Below are 23,190 nucleotides of genomic sequence, written 5' to 3'. Positions count from 1 at the left end.
TACCCTGCCAGTTGTGTAAAGAATTTCCTACATAAATCGTGAAAATGTCCCTCAAGTCAAGACCGTCCCCTTACAAAGACGACGACCTCAGCGGACGGTGTCGCAGTGGTCCTTGGTTGCATCCGTGAGGTAGCTCTTGATGTCGGCCCCGGTGCATTTGCCGAGGTCGTCCCCTGCGTCGGAATCGTCACCAAGTCCGGCAGATTCCGAAGCGTCGCGTTCGACGTCTGCCCGTTCCGGTTCGTCCGGCCGTAAAAATACCCGGGGTTCGGACGCACCTTCTTCCGGATTGACGGCATCATCATCGTCACTTTCGACGAAGGACGGCGATTCCCGCAAGGCCACATCGGCGGCCAGTCCTGACAGACCCGTAGCAAACCACTGCCGATTCCCGGATTGGAAGACCTGCTGTTGTTCATCATAAGTAAGGTCGTCTTGTCGTAAATGGTCGGCCAAAACATCTTTCCAATCGCGGGCATCCCAGCAGTTATCGGCCCCGACGGCCAGATCATAAGCAGTATCCAAGCGAGAGTGAAGGGCCTTGCGGATTTCCCTAACGGCAATCGGGTCTTCGCAAAGGACCATCACGGCCAGCGTATCGTCCCGGGTGACTCCGCTTTCCTGCTGGAACCACTGCCAAAACCCGTCGAGGTCCTTCGCAGACCGGACATCGTAGCCATATTCATCTTGATGCCGGTGCCAATCGATGGAAATCCGATTAGCAGCCTCGTCATAGACCAGTGCGCCCATTTCAATGTTGTTCCCTGTCATGATGAATATGAATCGTTTCATAATATCTGTTTCCCTTCTTGTTTCACAGCCGACTGCCAAGCCTCAAACTGTCGGTCAAGCCGTGCCTTCGTTTTATGAATTTTCTTCTCTGCCGCGGCAAAATCCGCCTCGGTTCTTTTTTCTTCGGACTCAAAGTGAGCCTTTTGACCGTCCATGGCCATCTTCCAAGGCTCCGTCTGCCGCCTCATCGGCTCCGAAAGGGGCCGGCGATTCAAGGTCTTGGGCAGCGGGCGGTTTTGTTTTTGAACCATCCTTTGCCGAAAGGCCTCATATTCCCTACCGATTTCGATACCTTTTTTATCGACCTTCATCCGTGCCATTTCGATTGCTTCTTGCAGATTATGGGCCATAATATTACCTCGTATTCCCAGTATAAGCCGAGTCCGACTGAAAATCAATATCTTCGACAGCGACGCCCCGGTCAGCCTGGTCCATAACCGAATCAACCCGGTCCTTATACGTTTCGTAGACGGCCTGATCGTCACGGAGAGCCTGACGCCATTCGTGGATGCGCATACGGACGTCGTCTCCGGTCTTATCGGGATAGATTTCCTGATAGGCCGCAATGACGGCATCGCGCAGTTGATTGATTTTATCGAGGCTCATTCCCTGAGCCTTCAAGAAGTCATCGAAACGAACCGACGTAAATCCCAGTGCCTTAAAGGCATTGACCACGGCCTGCACTTCGCCTTGCGTCATATTGGCCCTGCCGATGGTGACGATGAAGTCTGACGGAATCTCGATGCCGGCGACTTTGCCCCAGCCTTCGGTGAGCCCTGCCGTCCCGACCGTCAGATAGCGAAGACGATTCTCTTTCAGTTTGCCATAGTCGATGGCTTCATCGGGAATCATCACTTTGAGATAGGCATAATAGTCATGGAGATTGTCAAAATCTTCCAGCCGTTTCCAATCGGGATGCTTCAACTGCCCCTGTTCGTCGATGGCACAAGCCTCTTCCAGCCGATAGCCGATTTCTTCTACCTTATCGTCTTCGCTAATGATGCCCAGTGATTTGGCAATCTTGGCGATGACCTTAGCCGCAGCTTCAATGATGATTTGCGCTACAATGGGCCCTAACACAGGACCTAAGGGACCGATAGCGATAGATGCCACCGCTCCAATGACGCGAACAGCTGCGCCGAATATTTTTCCTAAATTCCCGCCAATAGCCCCGGCTACATGAGCCAAGGCCCTGCCGGCTGTCTTGAGAGCACCGCTGACACAGCTTCCGATGGCTCGGACGGCACCGGTAAAGGCCCTTCCGATTCCTCCGACAAGAGAGCTAAAAAATCCCATACACCTCACCCTTTCTTACAAGCTATCAAATCCAGTCGATCAAGTCCAAGCGGTCAAGGGCCTCATATTTACCAAGCTCTTTTCCGTCGAGGACATCTTGAACCCACTCATCCAGCACGATTTTCCACGCTGTCGATGGCTTATCCGTCGGCAGTACATGGCAGAGATACGTCAAAAGTATGTCTTTCCCGCATTTTTGGCCTTCGCGCCGTATTTCGTCGTTCAAGGCATCGATCTTGTCCCAGGACGATTGGGAATTTTCCTGAAGGAGGCTGAAAATGGCATCATTCTTCATCAATTCCAAATAATGTTCTACATCCGTTTTTGTAACCTCCGGCAATTGTTCCAGCCCCGGCAGGATTCCCTTGCGGTAATGCCGTTGATAGTAGCCGACAGCGATGTCGTGAATGGCCTTCGGCTGTATTTCCTGATAGCCCGTCGTATCGGCCAGTTTATCGACCTGCACTTGCACGGCCTTGGTCCAATCCTGAGAAAAGACGACGGCCCGGCCGGTAACCAAGTTGGATAAAAAGGCTTTCTGAGTCTGATCCAGGGCCATCGTATTGCCGATCGTATCCTTATCGTCTTGGGCAAAGATTTTATGGACGATCTTGGTATTCGTATTCTTGAGCACTTCCGGTGTCATCTGGTCGGGAATCTGATCGGCGATGATCAGCGATTCGCCGTACTTTCGAACTTCGGCCAGCATATCTGTAAAGACCATGACGCCCTGCTTCTTGTTCTGACTGTCCCCGGGCTGATAGCGACTCAGGAGGCGGTGAGCTTCTTCAATCAAGGTGATATGCTGGAACGATTTCTTCTTTTGGCTGGCTTCAAAATGAGCGGCCTTGACGGCCTGCAGCAGATTAGTCATGATGAGGCCCATGATCAGGGATTTTTCCGAAGCGTTCTTGATTTCTTCCAACTCGATGACGACGTTTCGTTTGATGAGGTCGCGGAAATCAATAGACCGCGGCGTGTTGAACATCATGCCCTTGGAGCCGACCAACAAGCCTTGAATATAAGCATGGACCGTACCGAGGTATTCCGTAAACAGCCGTTCGTCAAAGCCCTGTTCGCGGATGATGGTCGGCATGATATCGTAAAAGTCTTGCAAGGTCGGAAAGGCATAGACTCCGTCGGCAAAGGGACCGTCCGCATCGTCAGGACCTTTCCCCTTCCATAGATTGGTACCGATACTCCACCCCTTATCTTCATAGATGCGGTAAATCGCCGCTTCCAGGAGTTGCGGGATGGCGGCCTGCATGTCAAAGGTCGCTTCAAAAGTAGCCTTGATCATATCGGCTCGCGACGTAATCGACTCGCCGGGAAAGAGTTCAAAAGGATTCAAGAAAAAGGGAGCCACATCCTGGGCGCCGGGCGTAAAGAAAGTAATGTCCAGTTCAGGATGGACGACCTGCAGTAACCGGTATTCCGTCTTAGCCGGTTCGACGACTAAGAAAGGCAGGCCGCTTTGAAGGAGGATGTTCTGACAAGTCGTCGTCTTGCCGCTGCCCGTAACGCCGGTGATGAAGGTGTGCATGCTCAGGCTTTTCCGGGACAGCATGACCGGAATCCGTTCCTGCACGCTGCCGCATTGGACCAGTTTCCCTAAAGGCAGGTTGTCGTCGGGGCGCTTATGTTGGACGGCATTGAGGCCGAATTCCACTTCCTTGCGGAGTTTCAGGCCGATGACTTCTTTTTGCGGCACGCCGGCCAAAATACTGAGCTGATCGGCAGACAGCCAATTGCCGCAGTACAATCGTCCGCCGGCACAGGCCTTAGAAAAAGCACTGTACAAATAGGCCTTGCCCGTATTATTCGTAAGTCGATAGGGAATCTGTAAATTTTCCAAGCGGTTCCGATAAAAAGCGTCCTCTTCGCCAAACTCGCGGAAGGTCAAGGGCATGCGGTTGCCCTTGGGACCGCTGTATAAGGAGCCGATCGTATTGGCCAGGCGGTACAAGGTCGTCCGCTTATCGCTGCACAAATAGGCGCAGGACAGGAAGAGCCCCTTCCCGCGGCCGTCATCGACGCGGGGCATCAAGACATCGTCAATATACTTCAGCCAATCGACGGCCGTCTTCTGTTCCAATTCCATCTGGTACGATTGACTGGTATTGCGGACCCGGCCCCGCATCGTTCCCTGTACCGTATTGCGACCATAAGCCAGGGACACATTGCGCTGGGTCATGTCGCCCCGGCTTTCCGACTCGTTCGTCGTCGTATGATGGCCCTTGCTTTCAGTCATGCTGCTGGCATACATTTCATTATTCTGCCGGCTCATGCCGTTCGAACTCATGTTTTGCGTCCCCGAACCGCGGCCGTCGTCGGTCGTCGTGTCGGAGCTGCCGCCCTTATGGGTATTGGAAGACTGGCTGGTATGCTCCGTCTTCTGCGTCGTTTCACTGCCCGATTCCATCGTACCGACTTGGATATTGCTCAGCTCATCGCGGCGGCTGTCGACGCTCTCACTCTGTCCCCGGCTGTGATTGACCGAAGACTGGTCACTCGTACCGCGGCTGACGCCCTTGTTCCAAGTCTTGTTGACCTGTTCGCTTTCATTATCCGTATGGCTGCGGTCATAGCGCCACTGGCAGCGAGCCAGCGGGCTCAATTTATCGGCCACGACGGAAAGCTGACGGGCCACGGATTCTATTTCTCCTCCCTCATAGGGTCGGGCCAAGACGACTAAGGCAAATCGTTCCTGCCCCGACATGACGTCGACCAGTCGTTCGACGCCTTGGAAGTTTTCACTCTTCTCATCGATGGTCGGAACCCCTTCGAGAATGCCGCCATACGGGCTTTGGGCTAAGACGTCGAGGATGTCCTGCTTCTCGTCGTTATCGCTGATCAGCTTCAATTGGCAGCCGCGGAAATTCCCGCGCAGGGCCGGCTGAAGGATCTCATTGCCCACGTCGGTAACGCTCTGAAAAGTCGGGTCCGGGCAGGACAAGTCACCGGCGACGCCGAGATAAAATCGAACGCCTTCGGGCGTACCTAAAATTAAATAGACGAAGTGGATGCCCTTCATATGACGGAAGGTTCCGATGACATTTTCCATGGCCTCCCGGCGGGGCGCCTTTTCTTCATAAGTAATCTCATCCAGACGGAACAAGGACAGCTTGGGAAGGCTCAAAGCCGGGCCCAAGTCCTTCGGAACCTCGCCGCCTCTGGCCGTATCCGGAACGCCTTGCTCCAAAAAAGCCATGGCCTGTCGGGACGCTGTCAACGCCGATTCAACTTGATTCTGGGATGCCTCATCCCTTATTTCCCCTAATTTCATTGGGTTCACCTCAATGTTTGACGAATTTTATGTTTCCGTGCCACGCAGTCGGCATCTTTAAATTCAGCCCCCGTGCCCACAGCGTATTCGACGGCGTCGGGCGAGACTTTCCGCAGGAAAATCATGCAGTCGTCGTCATCGGACACATCGGCTGGATCAATGCGGCAGCGAACGTATTTCACGGCCTTTTGCGGCAGTTTTCCTTCCAAGGCCTGAGGCTCTGCCGTGTAATAAATCTCAAAATACTCTTCATCGGCATAGCAAAATTCAGCCCACGATTGGTAAGGCACGCCCTGACCGATGCGGACGCAGAAGTTGCCGTCGACGTCGATATCGCCTAAGAAATACGGGAACAGGGCTTCGCCGCTGTCATCGACGTTGTCATTGACGATTTTGACGTCCTTCCCACCCTTACGGCTACGCAGGAGGCCGAAGGCAACGCCGGTCTTGCCGGTCAGCTTCTGGTCGAGTTCCTCCGTCTGTCCTTCCCCTTCTTGGTCATCAAAACCTAAGGGCATGTGGAGAACCAGCATGCCTTTGGCGTCTTTGCCGCCGGCATGGGCCGAAATTTCTTCTTCTTCTTTTTGGATCTGCTCTTCAAAGAGTTCTTTGACGATGGACGAGCGGCACGAATTGCCGGCCAATAAAATATGGAGTTTATCCGGCTCTTCAGTCTGCTTTTTAAAGGCCGTCTTCCAGGCTTCAAAGAAGTTGGTCACGCCCCTTGAAACGAGGCTGCGAATAACGCCTTTTAGGACATCGATGTCGACGGTGAGCTTAACCGGAACGCGGTTTTGATTGTCTTCTCGCTTCTTCTGCTCTTTTTCGGCATCGTTTTTCTTGTCTTTCCGTCCCGTTTTACTGCCGTCGGTAAACAACAGAATTGTCCATTCTTTGTCTTGCCACTCTTTGATTTCATCGGGCCGTTCTTCCCAGATGGGACGCATGGCTTCAGCCAGGCATTTGCGGTTCATGAAGGAAATCTGCGTCGCATCCCTTTCGGCCAGGATGAGTGTCTCCGTTCCGGCCGGAGCCGTGCAGCCGTGAGGCAGGGCGATGGGAATGGCGTTCTCCCGCATAGTGCCTAAATTGGTGCGGAATACTTCAAAGGCCAGGACGTTGAGGATATTTTCGCCGCCCAAATAGGGATCGCCGCCGCGGCCGAATTGATGGATCTCGAACTTATGACGGCGCGGATTGGCGGCCTTCTTTTCGATTCCGAAGTCAAAGTCCGTCGTACCGCCGCCAAAGTCAAAGACGCCGTAAGCCGTGATGTCCTCCTTTTTAGCAGGTTCCAGACCGTACGCCTGTAGCGCAGCCGCCGCGTAAGCCGCAGGTTCACTGGCCCCGGCATAGACTAAGAACCAATCCATGCATTCCTCGTCCGCTAAGATTGCCGGCGGCAGAGACTTTTTCAAGCCCCGCTCAAAACTTTTGAGCAATTTTGTGCGAACGGCCAAATCGTAGTTGACCGGGAAGGACAGGATGTAGTCTAAATAGATGCCGTGGCGCATATTGTTGATGTAGAGGCCCAAGTAATAGGCGTAGATTTCAATGGGATCGAGGTCGTCGTCATCGAGCTCCAAATAGGGTTTGAGCTTCCAGACCTTGCCCTTGCGGTCTTTCAAAAGCAGACGGCGATCTTTTTCATGGGCCCACTGCTTGAGTTCACTGAAGACGGCGTAATAGACGGAACTGTCCACATCCTGCTGGAGCAGAGCCTGTTCGGCCTGATGGGCGACAGTCACATCTTCCCACTTCGTAAAGGGACGGCCGATCCGCTGGCCATAGGCCGTAATAAAGCTGTCTAAATCGCGCAGTTCGATGACGGTCGGGTTTTCATAATCTTTCTCCTTGACGGCCTTAGAAAAGTCACCGGTCCCGATGCGCAGGAGACGGGCTCCGTCTTCACCGCGGCAGACGACGACGGAACTCTTGGTGCCGAAGTCGATGGCACAGGTCCCGTTGGCCACGACGTCCAGCTGGGGCGGCCGGGCCGTCCAGACTTGATTCGCTGCCAGAATAATAGGTGTCATATCTGCTTCCGGTGCTTCAAAGAGTTCCCAGTGCCCCTTATTAATGTCTGAAAGGACGCTGTAAGCATAGGGTTCTAAATTTGCCCGCCGGTAATCGCATTCTAGCAGACTTTTGCTCAACAATAAGAGAGTTCTTATTGTTTGCTCCGAACCAGAGCTAACTCCCACTATAGTTCTTGACAAATCAACGTTACATTGAGAAGTTTCTTTTTGAAAATATCCGTAACAAACATCGTCTATAAATGCTTCCCTTCGAAAAGAAATATGATCACCTCTATAATCGAGATAGGTTTTAAAGTTTTGATAGGATGATAAAAGCTTATTATATACTAATCGCTCTTCCTTTTGAAGGCCTTCTGGCATGAGCCCTTTCTGCAACCAAGCCAATAAAGTTTTAACAGGATTTAACCCCAAGCTATTTTTGCCGTCTAAACGGGAAATCATAATCATGAACATAGATTGATTTGAATTATAGTTGATACGATGATTTCTACTTCCTGTGCAATAAAAACGCATATAAGTGCTGTCATACGCATAGTCATCAGTTATAAAAAACGCCTTATTAAAAGGGGCGGGATTCGTCGGATAATGAGCAATATTCCCAAATTCATCAAGATAGGGGTTTCCATTTCCAATATGGAATGTTTTCACCCCTTCTTCAGGTGAAGCTAGGACAAACTCAATGCCATCGACGGTCAATACCTGTGATTGGTAATCAAAGTCCTCAACACCTTCATAGAGGTGTAATTTACCATTATACAACTTCATTTCACAATAGGGCAACAGATAGTTTTTAGGATAGAGTGCAGCCGTGTCGCGGTCATACCAGACCCGTTTATTCCTCATCCTGACAAAACGTTTGTCAATTAATCTCCGGCAAGCCGGAAGCACGATGTCTAAGTTTTTTTCGATATCGTCACACTGGATGCGGAGGTCTTTTATAAAGGAGTCTTCAAAGTCACCTTTGCGCATGTAAATTTTGCTGAGTTGGGTCGGCCGCTTAGTGGATAAGTTACTCACTGCCATTTCTCTTTTATCTGATAAATCCATAGGCATAATCCCTCTTTTCCTTAATAGTTTTAAGCTTCGATGCAAGGCCATCCGGGTGTAGGCAGAATTTCTGTTCTGCCTCCGGACGACAAGCTTCAGCGCAGGGTTTGACGGATTGCACGGCTTTCTTCAATGGTGACCTTCTTCCCCGATGCATCCTTGGTGCCGACAGCGTATTCGATGGCGTCGGGAGCCACTTTTCGCAGGAAGATCATGTGGTTATCGTCGTCGGATACGTCGGCGGCATCGATGCGGCAGTTGACGTATTTTACGGCATCCTGCGGCAGCTGTCCTTCCAAGGCCTGAGGCTCTGCCGTGTAATAGATTTCAAAATCTTCTTCATCGGCATAGCAGAACTCCGCCCAGTTCTGATAAGGCACGGCTTTTCCAATGCGCACGCAGAAATACCCGTCCGTATCGATATCACCTAAGAAGTACGGGAACAGAGCTTCGCCGCTGTCATCGACGTTGTCATTGATGATTTTGATGTCCTTGCCGCCCTTACGACTGCGCAGGAGGCCAAAGGCGACGCCGGTCTTACCGGTCAACTTCTGATCGAGTTTCCCTCGGTCTTCAATTGCAATTTCTGTTGCTTTTTCTTTTCTCAGAGCTTGGACAGCGTCCGCTACCGCTTCGACTACGGCTTCTTCTATTGCTTTTTCTCCCATCATCGCTTCAACAGCATCTACATCATGTTCATCTGCTGCACCTTTATCTGGTATTTCCGGATTCGCTTCCTCCGGCATTTCTGCTTCCATCCCCAAAGGCATATGGAGAACCAGTATCCCCTTGGCGTCTTTGCCGCCGGCATGACTCGAAATTTTCCGGGATTCCTCAGCAATCTGGGTCTCAAAGAGTTCTTTGACGATAGGCGAACGGCAGGAATTGCCGGCCAATAAGATATGGAGGGTATCCGGCTCTTCGGTCTGATGTTTAAAGGCCGTCTTCCAGGCTTCAAAGAAGTTGGTGACACCGCGAGAAATGAGACGGCGGATGACGTCTTTTAAGCGATCGATGTCGACGGTGAGTTTGACTTTGACCCTATTTTGATTTTCTTCTCGTTCCCTCTGTTGGCCCTCATCGTCACTGTTTTGCTTGTCTCTCCGTCCTGCCGTTTTGTTACCGTCCGTAAACAGCAGCAGCGTCCACTCCTTATCTTGCCAAGCCTTGATTTCTTCCGTTCGTTCTTCCCAAATGGGCCGCATAGCTTCGGCTAAACATTTGCGGTTCATAAAGGAAATCTGCGTCGCTTCCCGCTCAGCTAAGATGAGGGTTTCCGTCCCTGCCGGAGCCGTGCAGCCATGAGGCAGGGCGATGGGAATAGCATTGTCGCGCATAAAGTCCAAGTTGGCGCAGAAGACTTCGAAAGCTAGGACATTGAGCAGGTTTTCGCCGCCTAAATAGGGGTCGCCGCCGCGGCCGAATTGATGGAGTTCGAACTTATGACGCCGCGGATTGGCCGATTTCTTTTCGATGCCGAAGTCAAAATCCGTCGTACCGCCACCAAAGTCAAAGACGCCGTAGGCCGTCATCTCTCCCTGTTCAGCCGGTTCCAGTCCATAGGCCTGGAGGGCTGCCGCCGCATAGGCTGCCGGTTCGCTGGCCCCGGCATAGACGCGGAAGCGCCGCATGCAATTTTCGTCGTCCAAGATGGCCGGCGGCAGGGATTTTTTCAGGCCTTTCTCGAAGCTTTGGAGCAATTTGGTGCGGACAGCCAGGTCGTAGTTGACCGGGAAGGACAGGATGTAGTCCAAGTAGATGCCGTGACGCATGTTGTTGATGTAGAGACCCAGATAATAGGCGTAGATTTCGATGGGATCAAGGGCTTCGTCGTCCATTTCCAAGTAGGGGTTGAGCTTCCATACCTTGCCCTTGCGGTCTTTGAGCAGCAGTCGACGGTCTTTTTCATGGGCCCACTGTTTTAATTCGCTGAAGACGGCGTAATAGACGGAACTGTCCACATCCTGCTGAAGCAGGGCCTGTTCGGCCTGATGGGCGACGGTCACGTCTTCCCAAGCCGTAAAGGGCCGGCCGTTCCGACTGCGATAAGCATTTTCGAAACTTTCTAAGTCGCGCAGTTCGACGACTGTCGGATTTTCGTAGTCTTTCTGTTCGACGGCCTTGGTAAAGTCACCGGTGCCGATGCGCAGAAGGCGTGTCCCGCCTTCGCTGCGGCAGACGACGACAGAACTCTTGGTCCCAAAGTCGATGGCACAGATTCCGTTGGCCACGACGTCGAGCTGGGGCGGCCGAGCCGTCCAGACTTGATCCGGCGGAATAGGGATAGCCATCGCATCTGCTTCCGGAGCTTCAAAGAGTTCCCAGTGGCCCTTATTGATGTCAGACAGAGTACTGTCGGCATAGGGTTCTAAATTGGCCCGCCGGTAGTCGCATTCCAGAAGATTCTTCCGCAGCGAAAGCAAATCAATCTTATGCTGGTCTTGTTCGGATTTAAGTTCTTCTGCAGGTACTTCAAACTGCCATGGAAAGGCATCTTGTTGAAAGCGGCCGTGGCGAACGTCCTCCATAAATGTCTCCCGGTAGAAAGAAATTCGGTCCCCCTTGGAATTCCCCTCAAGGTAGATATTGATTTTTTGATAGGTTTCCAAAAACTGCTTATAGAGTTCTTCTTCTTCCCCACTAAGTCCTTCCGGTACGAGGCCTTTTTCTAGCCATGCCAGCACCGTCTTGGCCGGATTCAAGCCATTGCTGTCCCTGCCGTCCAAACAGGAAATCATGACCATGAATACAGGTCTGCCTGCATAGTTGCCCTTCCACGCACTACCATCCGTAGCATAATAGCGCATATCATAGGCGCGACCACAATAATAATCATTGGTTATAAAATAAATTCTATCTGTATATCCATGATTCGAAGGATAGTTCGAGATACGTCCATTACGATCAAGATAGGGATTGCCATTCCCTTGTCGAAATGTTTTCTTTCCTTCTATATAAGAAGCCAGAACAAAGTAGATGCCGTCAACAGTCAATGTCTTAGACCGGTAATCAAAATCCTTAACCCCTTCATAAATCTGTAATTTACCATCTCGTAACATCATTTCACAAACAGGAATATCCACCTTATCATGTTGGGGATAGAGGGCCGCCGTATCGCGGTCATACCAAACCCTTTTATTCTTCATCTTGACAAAGCGCTTGTCGATCAATTTCCGGCAGGCTTGGAATACGACGTCGATTTTCTTTTCGATAACCTCCCCTTGAGAGCGCTCCTCTTCCATAAAAGAGTTTTCGAGCTTCTGTTGATCCACGTGGCTTTCATTGCGTTGACTCACGTAGACTTCGCTGAGTTGAGTCGGCCTTTGGTCAGACAGTTTTTCTGCCGTAGTCGTTTCTTGATTCGATACGTCCATGGAGGGCCTCCTTTATATCTTTACCTGGCTTTTGCAAATGATCTTGCCTGTACGTACATTCCGATAGCCGGGCAAGAATACCTTGGACAGGCAGCCTTGATTCCGACTGCCGCCGGTCAGGATATGTTTGTCAATGTCGTAGGAATCGCCGACTTCCACGTCTTCGACGGCGTAGAGATCTTCCGACCGGCTCCGGTTGACCAAGTCCAAACTGTAGCGGAACAGATTCCAAAGGGTTTCCCCGGCAGCCTCGTCACGACTCATCATTACCGCTTCCCGGGTCACGTCCCACAGGGTCTGCAGGGTCCTTTCCTGAGACAGGCCGACGATGAAGGCCTCAAAGCCGGGACGGGCTAAGACACCGTCCAAGAGGTCTTTAAAATAGTCGTCCACCTCTTGGTAGGCTTCATAGAGCTGCCAACCTTGGACAAAGCGTTGAGCCAATTCCTGCTCGGCCTGCTGCAAATCATCTTTTAAATCTTCCCGTTCTTCCCGAGTCCGATCCAAATCTGCCGTAAGGGAGCTGATACTGCCCTTGGCCTCGTCCAGTCGTTCCTGCAAAAAGGTGATTTCAGCCTGAAGTTTAGAAACGATACGCCGCGCTTCTTCTACCTTATGATTCGATTCCTCCATTGCGCGGACGGCTTGATTCCGCAGCCGGTCAGATTCTTCTATAGCACGAAAGGCTTGTTCTTTTTCGCGGACAGCCCGGTTCATGTTGTCTAACATTTCATCCCGTTCCTGAACAGCCTGATTTCGTTCATACACGGCGGCATCCCGTTCATTGATTGCCCGGTCTCGCTCAAGAACAGCGTCGTCCTTTTCCGCCGCGGCCTGCTGTGCCGCTTGTTTCCAAAGGTCTCTATCTTTTCGAGCCTCTTCCAATTTTTGTCGAAGTTCCTGTTTCTTAGAAGAAGGTTCCTCTTTTTTCGAAATATAGACCGCTTCCTTCGGTGCTGCCGGCGCTTCCATCGCTTCCGGTGTTTCCGGAGCTTCGTGAGCTTCCGCTTCCGCTGACGGTCCTACGGCAATCTGACAAATCAGACTGCGGATTTCTTCATCTTCCTTCAGTAATTTCACAAGGTCATCTCTATCAAATCCTAGTCCCATATCTATACCTCCACTATATAATGATGTCATGAACTCATAAGTCACAACAACTATGCCATATCGTCATACATAGTATTATGTTACCATGAATAAAAAAAGAGTACAAGAAAGGCCTTTGTTATTTTCGACAAATATTACAAATTCACGAATTCTTTGCAACACGATAGTCTTGTCGCTGATTATAGTCTACCATATAGTATGGACAGATTATGTCATAGCCATTGGTTTTATCCCATAAAATCACTCATTTTCAAACCTTCTTTTCTCCTTCTCCATCATGACGAAACAAGGGGCTTCAGCACTTGTCAAAACAAGGCCTTTCGCTTATACTATACGAAAAAGGTTGTATTTAATATAAAGCTGAAAAGTAAAGGAGTCTTGCTCATGAAAAAATATGATGTCATCCTCATTGGGACCGGGTCGGCCAACATCATTGCCGACGCCGCCATTACCCAAGGGCTGTCCGTTGCCATTATCGAACGGGGCAGTTTCGGCGGCACCTGCCTGAATCGCGGCTGCATCCCGACTAAGGTCATGGTCACGGCAGCCAGCCGCATCCGTGAAATCCGCGAAGGCGGCCGCATCGGCGTCTTTGCCGACAATGCCCGCCTCGACTGGGATATTTTAGCCAAAAGACTCTGGGAAAAAATCGATGAAAGTAAATCCATCCAGGGCTACTACGATAAGTTCCCCAACGTCGACACCTACAACGGTACGGCAGCCTTCGTCGACAACCACACCTTGGACGTCACCTTAAACGACGGCACGGACGCAAAAATCCAGGGCGACAAGATTTTCATCGCCACCGGCGGCCGGACCAACATCCCCCGCATCGAGGGTCTCGAAGACGTCGGCTATCTGACGTCGGAATCCTTCTTCGGTGAATCCTTCCCCAAGAAGCCTTATAAGAGCCTGATCATCATCGGCGGCGGCCCCATTGGCTGTGAATTTGCCCATGTCTTTGACGCAGCCGGCACGAAGATCACCATCGTCCAGCACAACGCCCGCCTGCTGCCGAAAGAAGACGAAGCCATTTCGGCCTTCATCCTCAAACAGTTCCGCCGCTACGGCATGGACGTCCGCTTAAAGCAAGATACGGTAAGCGTCACCGTCCGCGACGGCCTCAAAGTTCTCAAGATCCGCGATATCGACAGCGGTGAAGAAGCCGAAGTGGCTGCCGAAGAAATACTCGTCGCACCCGGCATCAAGCCGACGACGGATCTCCTCCACCTCGAAAACACCGACGTCCGCCTCGATAAACGCGGCTACATCGAAACCAATGAGTTCCTGGAAACGACGGCTGACGGCATCTGGGCCCTCGGCGACATCAACGGCATGGCCCCCTTCCGCCACAAAGCCAATTACGAAGCCGAAATCATTGCCCACAACCTCTTCTCGGGCAATGAACCGGAAAACTGGCGCTGGGCCAGCTACGACATCATCCCGGCCGTCACCTACACCTATCCTGAAGTGGCCCAAGTCGGCCTGAGCGAAGAAAACGCCAAGAAAAAAGGCTACGACGTCGAAACGGCCATCAACCACTACTCGGCTTCGGCCAAGGGCTACGCCATGGGCTTTGAACCGGGACAAGATGACGACGGCTTCATAAAATTGGTCGTCGACAAAAAGACGAAATTCATCCTCGGCGCCCACATCATCGGCCCCGAAGCCTCGATCCTCATTCAGCCTTTCATCAACAACCTCATGAGCGGCGAACACACCCTTCAGCCCGTCCACGAAGACATCGCTTCAGAAACGGCTAAGAAACTGCGGGCCCTGCCCTTGACGCGGACCCTGACGCCGAAATCGGTCTACACCTTCAGCGAAACCATGACGCCTCACCCGTCTCTCTCGGAAGTCGTCATGTGGACCCGCTACTATTACGAAGGCAAGTAACTCCTCCCCATATAACAGCATACGAAAAAGGGACGCTATGAAATTTTTCATAGCGTCCCTTTTTTATGTCTAAACTCAAGCTTACTTCGTCACCACAGAAACAAGGTCAGCAGCCCTTCCTTCGCTTAAGATACCGACGTCAGCAACAAGTCATAAAGATGTCCCAAAATGCCTATATCACAGACTATTGCTGAAAAAAGGATGTATCCCGCTGCTTCATGATTCGGGATATGTCTGCTTGCTTATAAGGTTTCTAACATAGAGCCGCGCACTTCAGCCGATTTCCAAGGAATCAAGGCCGCATGGCCCTTCGTATGGTCATGAACGGTATTGATCCAGGGAATTTCCTGATTGGCTTTAGCCTGGAGCAAAGGACTCGTCGTCCCGGCCCGGCAAAAAGCCTTGTTAATGACCCACCAATGGCAGTGAAGTTCCGTCCGTTTCAAGTCCGCTTCGAGGCGCTGAGCTTCGTAGACCGGCGTCGCTTCCGGCAGGGTGACGATGACCACTTCCGTATCGTCGCTCTTAAGGCGCGGCAGTAAATGCTGTACCGACGGCGGCGTCACGCCGCGAGTCCGGCGGATTTCCTTATCATAGTTTTCCGTCGATTCCAAGAGCAACAGGGTATGACCGGTCGGCGCCGTATCGATGACGACGATTTGGTCATCAGCCTGATCGACGATGTCGGCAAAGGCATGGAAGACGGCGATTTCCTGGGTACAAGGCGAGCGCAAGTCTTCTTCGATATAGGCCAGGTCCGCAGTTCCCAGGCCATTGCCCTTGGCTTCGTCCAACACGGCCCTCCTATACTGCTGCAAAGCGGCGCCTTCATCGATGCGGCTTATGGTCAGGCCTGCCGTCTGTTCGACGATGTCATCTACATGGGCTGCCGGATCGGTCGTCGTCAGATGGACGCGGTGGCCGCGCCGAGCCAGTTCCATGGCAATGGCCGCCGCAACGGTCGTCTTGCCGACGCCGCCCTTGCCCATGGTAAAGATGATCTTACGGCCCTTTTGCTCTAAGTCATCGATGACCGACGAAAGAGGGCTGACCGGTTTCATCTCGTCAGTTCCTCTTTCCCCTTCGGCCAGTTCTCCCTTGAGCAGGGCCCGTACATGGTCGAGACCGGTCACGTTGTACGAACGCAGGGGGATTTCAAAAATCGGCAGGGCCGGGAGCAGTTCCGGAATGGATTTCAATGCCGACTCCTGCTTTTCATAGAGGCTGCGGGTAAGGTCATCGTCCCAAGCCGTGAGCTTGCCGTTGATGACGATAACTTGATTTGAAATGCCCAGGGCCGCCAATTCTGCCGAGGCTCGACCGGCTTCTTTTAGAGGCAGCAGGTCCGGTCTGGCTACGAGGAGCATCGTCGTCGCTGTCTCATCAGCCAAGGTTTCCACGGCTTTTTTATATACTTCTTTTTTCGACTCCAAGCCGGCCAGCTGCCCCAGGCAGGACGCGCCGTGCTTGCTCTTTTGAATGAATTGGCTCCACGCCGACGGCAGCTGCAGCATCCGCAGGGTATGACCGGTCGGCGCCGTATCGAAGATGATGTGATCATAATCTTTACTGATCTCGCCATCGGTCAGGAAGCGAGTAAATTCATTGAAGGCGGCAATTTCGACGGTACAAGAGCCGGACAACTGCTCTTCCATATTGCGCAGGGCCGCTTCCGGTAAGAGACCGCGATACGGACCGACGACGCTCTCCCGATAGGCGGCTGCCGCCTGAATGGGGTCTAAGTTGGCAACGAACAGATTGGCGGCTTCCGGAATGGGCGTATCCTCATCACTCAGCTCCATGGAAAAGACGTCCTGCAGATTCGACGCCGGATCGGTACTGATGAGCAGCACCTTACGCCCGGCATCAGCTAAGGCAACTGCCGTCGCACAGGCAACGGATGTCTTGCCGACGCCTCCCTTCCCGGTCAAAAAGAGGTATTTCGTACGGACAACCTCTAAAGGATTATATAAGGTCATCATCATTCCCCCTTAGCAGCAGGAACTGCCGTCACCACAGCAGCAGGAGGAAGTATCGCTGCTCGTATCATCGCCGCAGCAAGAACCGGTATCGTCTCCGCAGCCGCAGGCTGACGAATCGCCGCCGTCAGCACAGGACGTATCCTGGCAGGCATCGGCAGCATCATTTAACAAGGCGACATCAAAGCCGAGAATATCGGCGAATTCCTCATTCGTCGGATAGCGGCCGGAAAATTGAACGGCGCCGTCGACGAGGACCAAGGGCAGTTCTTCCGGACCGTGATTCTGAAGAAAATCGGTGACGGCCTTGGTCTGAACGAATTTCATAGGATCGTTCGACAAGTTATAGCGGCCGACGACGATGCCCTTCCCCTTCAAGGTTTCAAGCACGGCCGACAGGCGTAATAGTTCCGGATCAATAGACGGGCCGCAGAGACCGGTCGGGCAGCACATCGCTTGTTCAAAAATTTCCATCTGTTTCATGATAAAAGCCTCCTCAATAAATTTATACATTTACATCTATCAATATATAAGGCCGAAAAACGGCCGACTTCAGCAGCAGCAGTCCCTGTCATCGGGAGCCGCGTCACCGGAAGGGTTCATCAAATCGCCGATCATCTGCTGCAGGGCTTCCCCTTGGCGGGCATTCAGGGAATAATAGACCCACTTCCCCTCTCTGCGGCCGGTGACGAGATTGGCATCGCAGAGAATCTTCATATGGTGCGATAAGGTCGGCTGCGACAGATTCAGGTCTTCTAAGAGGACGCAGGCACAGCGTTCACCCTGGCGCAAGAGCGACAAAATGCGAAGGCGCTTTTCATCCCCTAAGGCTTTCAATACGCGAATCACTTCCTTTTCTTCCATGACCCTCTCCCTTTCATATTGATATGTATCAATCTATGAACAGTATAATTCTCACATTGATATTTGTCAATCTATATACAAAAAAAGAAGCCATCCGTAAGGACAGCCTCTCTTTTGTTTTATGGTACAAACTTATTTGCTGACTAAGTCTTCTTCAACCTGAATATGAAGTTCATGCAGCTGTTTCAATGCAACCGTCGACGGAGCTTCGCTCATGGGGTCGATAGCGTTCTGCGTCTTCGGGAAGGCGATGACGTCACGGATGGACTTGCGTTTGAGCATGAGCATGATCATGCGGTCCAAACCGAATGCCAGGCCGCCATGGGGCGGTGCACCGTATTCGAAAGCACGGAGGAGGAAGCCGAATTTCTGTTCTGCTTCTTCCGGCGTCAGGCCGATGGCTTTAAAGACGCGCTGCTGGACGTCGGGTTGGTAGATACGCAGGGAGCCGCCGCCGAGTTCGATGCCGTTGAGTACGAGGTCATAGGCCTTGGCATAGACGTGACCCGGGTCGGTTTCGAGTTTATCCATATCTTCGTCGCGCATGGCCGTGAACGGATGGTGCATAGCGACGTAGCGCTTTTCTTCTTCGCTGTATTCAAACATCGGGAAGTCGACGACCCAAGTGAAGGCGAATTGGTTTTCGTCGATGAGATTCATGCGGCGAGCCATTTCTTTACGCAGTTCGCCGAGAGCGGCTGCAACGACCTTCGGTTTGTCGGCGATCATGAGGACTAAGTCGCCCTTTTCAGCGCCGCAGGCTTTACCGATTTCAAGGAGTTTGTCTTCGCCGAAGAATTTCTTGATCTGCGATTTCAGGGTGCCGTCTTCGAGGAAGCCGATCCAAGCGAGACCTTTTGCACCGTAATGGCTGACGTATTCGACGAGGCCGTCCAGTTCGCGGCGTGGAATATCGGCGTCGCCTTTGACGTTGATGGCTTTAACCTGGCCGCCGTTATCGATGACGCTGCGGAAGACTTTGAAGTCCGTGTCTTTGACGAGTTCCGTTACGTCGGTAAATTTCATGTCGAAGCGCAGGTCCGGTTTGTCGGAGCCGTAGTTTTCCATGGCGTAATCCCAAGTCATGCGGTGAATCGGGAGCTTGACGTCGTGACCCAGGGTTTCTTTGAAGATGTAGTGTACCATTTCTTCAACCAAGGTCAGGATTTCTTCCTGATCCATGAAGGACATTTCCATGTCGAGCTGGGTGAATTCCGGCTGACGGTCGGCACGCAGGTCTTCGTCGCGGAAGCAGCGGGCGATCTGGTAGTAACGGTCCATGCCGGAGATCATGAGCAGCTGTTTGAAGATCTGCGGCGACTGGGGCAGTGCGTAGAACTTGCCTTCGTTGACGCGGCTCGGTACGAGGTAGTCACGAGCGCCTTCAGGCGTGCTCTTGCACAGTTCCGGCGTTTCGATATCGATGAAGCCGTGGCCGTTCAAGAAGGTGCGCATGGCATGCTTTACTTTATGGCGCATGATGAGGTTGTTCTGCATTTCCGGACGGCGAAGGTCGAGGTAGCGGTATTTCAGGCGAATCTTTTCGTCGACGTCGATGTTGTCTTCAATATAGAACGGCGGCGTCTTCGACGAGTTGAGGATGCGCAGTTCTTCGCAGCGGATTTCGATCGTGCCGGTCTTCATCTTGGGGTTGACCGTATCGGCGTCACGCATGCGGACGACGCCGCGGACGACGAGAACGTATTCCGTGCGGACCTGTTCTGCCTTATCGAAAGAAGCCTGTTCGTAGTCCGGAGAAGCGACGACCTGTACGATGCCCGTGCGGTCGCGGAGGTCGATGAAAATCAATCCGCCGTGGTCGCGGCGGCGTTCAACCCAGCCGGTCAAGACGACTTCTTTGCCCTTATCCGCTTCGCTTACTTCAGCGCAGTAGTGGGAGCGGTGTAAACCTTCCATTGTATCCATGAGTAAATCATCCCTTCTTGTGTGTTTCCATATATGCAACAATCCCATCAAGGGGAACGCTGACTTGTTCTTTGCTGGCCATATCGCGGACCATGGCGGCGCCGTTGGCCAATTCATCGTCACCGATGATGACCGTGTAATCGGCATTCAGTTTATTGGCCGACTTCATCTGGCCTTTCATGCTGCGGCCCAAGAGGTCGATTTCAGCATAGAAACCTTTTTGGCGCAGGGCCTGCTGGAGTTCAAAGGCCTTGGTCTTGGCCGCATCGCCGAGGGCGACGATGAATACCGGCTTTTTGGCATCCATCGGCGGCATGAGGCCTTGTTCCTTTAAGGTCAGGAGCAAGCGTTCCATGCCGATGGCAAAGCCGATGCCCGGCGTTGACGGACCGCCCACTTCTTCGATGAGGCCGTCGTAGCGGCCGCCGCCGCAGACCGTGCTCTGTGCGCCCAAGGGAGCGTACATGATTTCAAAGGCCGTATTGGTATAGTAGTCGAGGCCGCGGACCAGGCGCGGGTCGAGGGTAAAGGGAATGCCGATGGCCGTCAGATATTCCTGGACTTTGTGGAAGTGTTCCTTACATTCGTCGCAGAGATTATCCGTAATCAAAGGCACGCCCATTTTCATCATCTTTTCGCCGTCTTCTTTGCAGTCGAGGACGCGGAGCGGATTCTTTTCCAACCGCGAATTGCAGTCGTCGCAGAGCTGATCCTTCTTATCGGCGAAGAAATCGAGCAGTTTCTGGCGGTAAACGGGACGGCACTTCGGGCAGCCTACGGAATTGAGGTGCAGGACGAGATCCGTCAGTCCCAGTTCCCGGAAGAGCTGGAAGGCCATGGCGATGATTTCTGCATCGACGGCCGGATCCTTGGAGCCGATTTCTTCGACACCGAACTGGGTGAACTGGCGGTAGCGACCGGCCTGGGGACGGTCATGACGGAACATGGGCCCCATATAGTACAATTTATGGACCTGCGGTTCGCCGTAGAGCTTGTGCTCGAGAAAGGCCCGGACGACAGATGCCGTATTTTCCGGACGCAAGGTCATGCTGCGGCCGCCGCGGTCTTCAAAGGTATACATTTCTTTGGTAACGACGTCTGTCGTTTCCCCGATACCCCGTAAAAATAATTCGGTACTTTCAAACATAGGCGTACGGATTTCGCCAAAACCATAGAGCGAGCAGATCTGCCGGATTCTTGCTTCCAGCCACTGCCATTCCGCCGTCTGTTCCGGCAGGAAATCCTGCGTACCTCTCGGTGCAGTAATAGCCATTTTAAATATCCTCTCCTCCGTATACGATAGCACACAAACGGCGGCGCCGAGCCATTTTGTCGTCCAGCGCCTGAATGTATGTATTGACATCTTTCGGCATATATACTTTTTCCAGCGTATGACCGTCACGGCCGAGGAACTTCGTCGCCCCGCCCGGTCCGGCTGCCAAGACAGACTGCCGTTCTTCCATCATCTCGATATTATAAGCACTGACCGTGCCCGGCAGCGCGTAGCCGACATTGGCAAAGCTGGCGGCCATGTATTTCTGGCGGTACATATAATAAGGGACGTAGCCTCCGCCTGCCAAAACAGACTGACAAAGGCTGACCATGCGGCCCGTCACGTCAGCCAGCGGAATTTTTTCCCGCAGGTCGTGATGGAATAGAGGTGCCCGTTTTTTAATGCTAACGTATGAATTGTAACATTTTCCGGGTGCAGTTTGCAAACTATTTCCATATTTTCCTGCATATCCCCTACGGTTTGCCCCGGAAGTCCGGCAATAAAATCCATGTTGATGACGGAAAATCCGACTTTGCGGCACGTCTCATACATGGTATAAATATCGTCTACACTGTGGCGGCGCCCCAAGGCGTCGAGGAGGTGCTGCTGCATCGTCTGGGGATTGACGCTGATGCGATTGACACCGCAGTCCTTGAGCATCGTAAGGACCCCTTCTTCAGCCGTGTCGGGCCGCCCGGCTTCGACGGTCCATTCACGGACGCTCGGGAAATTTCGGGCCAACCGCTCCATGAGGGGCTTCAAAACCCATGGGGGCAGGCAGGTCGGCGTTCCGCCGCCGACGTAGAGGGACGTCACATCGAGGCCGTAGTCCCGGCAAAGGTCTGCCAAGTCATCGAAATCGCGCAGCATGGCGTCGCGAAAAGCCGTAAGGCCATCCTCCCCTTCTCCGCCGATGAGGCGTGACGGAAAGGAGCAGTACAGGCAGTGACTGGGGCAGTACGGGATGCCGACGTAGAGGGCAATCTTCCGGCCGCGGTCGGTTACATAGGGACGCTGGAGACTTGCCATGGCGACGAGGTCCTTAGCCGTCTTATCGGCCACGTCATAGTCGTCGGTCAGCACCTTTTCGGCACCCCTTTCATCAAGGCCTTGGTCAAAGAGATGGTGAACGAGTTTCGTCGGCCGCACGCCGATGAGGGTTCCCCACGGACCCGGGCCGTGACCGGTAAAACGCTGGTGCCAGTGAATAAGGCAGTCTTTGACGAGCTTTCGCGGATCGTCTTTCGACAAGAGCCCGATTTCAGACGACCACGACTGCCCGTCCTCCGTAAAGGTACAGCCGACATAAAGATGGCTGCCATCGTCCCTTAAGGTGATGGCAGCTCCGACGTCGCGGCTTTCCCGACCGCCGACATAGCCCAGGGAGGCCATGACCTGGCCGATGAGGGAATGCAGGCTTTCGGGACCGCAGTACGTATAGGTCTTTACAGACATCCTATTCTGCTTCTTTCGCAGCCGCTTCGGCTTCTGCTTCGGCGTCGCGCTTCTTCTGGCATTCTTCGCAATAGCCGTAGACCTTGAGCTGATGGTCGACGGTATGGAAGTGAAGCTGTTTTTCCAAAATCGTTTCCAGCGTTTCCAGAAGGTCGTCTTCGCATTCCCACACTTTTCCGCAGCCGAGGCAGATGAGGTGGTGATGGTAATGGCCTTCATTGTCGCGGTCGTTCAATTCGTAACGGCTGCAGCCGTCGTCGAAGTCGAGCTTTTTGAGGAGGTCCATCTGAGTGAATAAATCAAGGGTCCGATAGACCGTCGCCAAACCGATATCGGGGGCCTTCTTTTTGACCAGTTCAAAGACTTCTTCGGCGCTCATATGGCGGATCGGGCTTTCGACGAAGGTCCGAAGGATGATCTGACGCTGAGACGTCATCTTATATTTTTTGAATTTAATCTTGTCTTTCATGCGTTTCATCATGGTATCCATGATTTCTTTTTTATTGGTTTCCATTTTTATTCATCGCCTTTTCTCTATAGGTATTGTAAAACCACAGATGTTTGCAGAGAATCTGTAAAACTGCCGTCACCGGGACGGTAAGGATCATGCCGGCTATGCCAAAGAGGGTCCCGCCGATGAGCAGGGCTATGACAATGACCACGGGATGGAGTTTGATAACGGCACCCATGACCTGGGGCATGATGAGGTGGCTGTCGATCTGTTGAATGACGACGTAGAAGATGAGAACCTTCAAGGCCAGGGACAGGTCTATTAACGCCCCCAAGAGGATGGCCGGTGCCGCGCCGACGATCGGCCCGACGATGGGTATCCATTCGGTGATGGCCGCCAAGA

17 protein-coding genes are annotated in these 23,190 nt (G+C 52.6%); 1 reads left to right on the top strand and 16 read right to left on the bottom strand.

The window, feature by feature from the left end; all coding sequences use genetic code 11:
• Positions 1 to 87 precede the first annotated feature (87 nt).
• The 7 genes from TX77_RS04495 to TX77_RS04465 form a co-directional block, all read right to left on the bottom strand.
• Positions 88 to 792: a hypothetical protein gene (locus TX77_RS04495; protein ID WP_044503629.1), complete on the bottom strand. Its 705-nt coding sequence runs from the start codon at positions 790 to 792 to the stop codon at positions 88 to 90.
• Positions 789 to 1,142 carry a hypothetical protein gene (locus TX77_RS04490; protein ID WP_044503628.1) on the bottom strand — a complete coding sequence of 118 codons (354 nt, stop codon included), beginning with the start codon at positions 1,140 to 1,142 and terminating at the stop codon, positions 789 to 791. The genes TX77_RS04495 and TX77_RS04490 overlap by 4 nt, the downstream gene beginning before the upstream one ends.
• A 4-nt stretch (positions 1,143 to 1,146) precedes the next feature.
• The gene (locus TX77_RS04485; RefSeq protein ID WP_044503627.1) at positions 1,147 to 2,088 is read right to left on the bottom strand and encodes a hypothetical protein; all 942 of its coding nucleotides are present in this window, start codon (positions 2,086 to 2,088) and stop codon (positions 1,147 to 1,149) included.
• A 25-nt stretch (positions 2,089 to 2,113) separates the two neighbouring features.
• Complete coding sequence (locus TX77_RS04480; RefSeq protein WP_049917290.1) at positions 2,114 to 5,374, bottom strand: ATP-binding protein; 3,261 nt, start codon at positions 5,372 to 5,374, stop codon at positions 2,114 to 2,116.
• A gap of 5 nt (positions 5,375 to 5,379) precedes the next feature.
• Entirely contained in the window at positions 5,380 to 7,410 is a 2,031-nt protein-coding gene (locus tag TX77_RS04475) for an Hsp70 family protein (RefSeq protein WP_154651856.1), read from the bottom strand.
• A gap of 1,145 nt (positions 7,411 to 8,555) precedes the next feature.
• On the bottom strand, positions 8,556 to 11,834 hold the full coding sequence (locus TX77_RS04470) for an acetate and sugar kinases/Hsc70/actin family protein (protein WP_049917288.1): 3,279 nt from the start codon (positions 11,832 to 11,834) through the stop codon (positions 8,556 to 8,558).
• Positions 11,835 to 11,846: 12 nt separating this feature from the next.
• Entirely contained in the window at positions 11,847 to 12,944 is a 1,098-nt protein-coding gene (locus tag TX77_RS04465; RefSeq protein WP_044503626.1) for a hypothetical protein, read from the bottom strand.
• A 384-nt stretch (positions 12,945 to 13,328) separates the two neighbouring features.
• Here TX77_RS04465 and TX77_RS04460 point away from each other — a divergent pair, with 384 nt between their 5' ends.
• Entirely contained in the window at positions 13,329 to 14,840 is a 1,512-nt protein-coding gene (locus tag TX77_RS04460) for a dihydrolipoyl dehydrogenase family protein (protein ID WP_044503625.1), read from the top strand.
• Positions 14,841 to 15,082: 242 nt separating this feature from the next.
• Here TX77_RS04460 and arsA read toward each other — a convergent pair whose 3' ends face one another.
• The 9 genes from arsA to TX77_RS04420 form a co-directional block, all read right to left on the bottom strand.
• Positions 15,083 to 16,822 (bottom strand): arsenical pump-driving ATPase, encoded by a 1,740-nt coding sequence (gene arsA, locus TX77_RS04455; protein ID WP_276525026.1) that lies wholly within the window; start codon positions 16,820 to 16,822, stop codon positions 15,083 to 15,085.
• Positions 16,823 to 16,831: 9 nt separating this feature from the next.
• A complete protein-coding gene (gene arsD, locus TX77_RS04450) occupies positions 16,832 to 17,302 on the bottom strand; it encodes an arsenite efflux transporter metallochaperone ArsD (RefSeq protein ID WP_044503623.1) in 471 nt (156 codons plus the stop codon).
• A 69-nt stretch (positions 17,303 to 17,371) separates the two neighbouring features.
• Positions 17,372 to 17,683, bottom strand: coding sequence for an ArsR/SmtB family transcription factor (locus tag TX77_RS04445; RefSeq protein WP_044503622.1), 312 nt, complete (start codon positions 17,681 to 17,683; stop codon positions 17,372 to 17,374).
• A 132-nt stretch (positions 17,684 to 17,815) separates the two neighbouring features.
• The gene (gene aspS, locus TX77_RS04440) at positions 17,816 to 19,609 is read right to left on the bottom strand and encodes an aspartate--tRNA ligase (RefSeq protein WP_044503621.1); all 1,794 of its coding nucleotides are present in this window, start codon (positions 19,607 to 19,609) and stop codon (positions 17,816 to 17,818) included.
• 7 nt (positions 19,610 to 19,616) lie between these two features.
• Positions 19,617 to 20,882: a histidine--tRNA ligase gene (hisS, locus tag TX77_RS04435; protein ID WP_044503620.1), complete on the bottom strand. Its 1,266-nt coding sequence runs from the start codon at positions 20,880 to 20,882 to the stop codon at positions 19,617 to 19,619.
• Position 20,883: 1 nt separating this feature from the next.
• Complete coding sequence (locus tag TX77_RS14015; protein ID WP_230198037.1) at positions 20,884 to 21,225, bottom strand: hypothetical protein; 342 nt, start codon at positions 21,223 to 21,225, stop codon at positions 20,884 to 20,886.
• On the bottom strand, positions 21,222 to 22,337 hold the full coding sequence (locus tag TX77_RS04430; protein WP_230198036.1) for a radical SAM protein: 1,116 nt from the start codon (positions 22,335 to 22,337) through the stop codon (positions 21,222 to 21,224). The genes TX77_RS14015 and TX77_RS04430 overlap by 4 nt, the downstream gene beginning before the upstream one ends.
• A 1-nt stretch (position 22,338) precedes the next feature.
• On the bottom strand, positions 22,339 to 22,851 hold the full coding sequence (locus TX77_RS04425) for a Fur family transcriptional regulator (RefSeq protein ID WP_044503619.1): 513 nt from the start codon (positions 22,849 to 22,851) through the stop codon (positions 22,339 to 22,341).
• Positions 22,838 to 23,190 (bottom strand): AI-2E family transporter (locus TX77_RS04420; protein ID WP_044503618.1); only part of this gene is annotated, 353 nt, incomplete at its 5' end. The genes TX77_RS04425 and TX77_RS04420, both read right to left, overlap by 14 nt.

This window comes from Megasphaera massiliensis (assembly GCF_000455225.1).
GTDB lineage: Bacteria > Bacillota > Negativicutes > Veillonellales > Megasphaeraceae > Megasphaera > Megasphaera massiliensis.
This window is presented reverse-complemented; position numbering and strand designations above follow the sequence as displayed.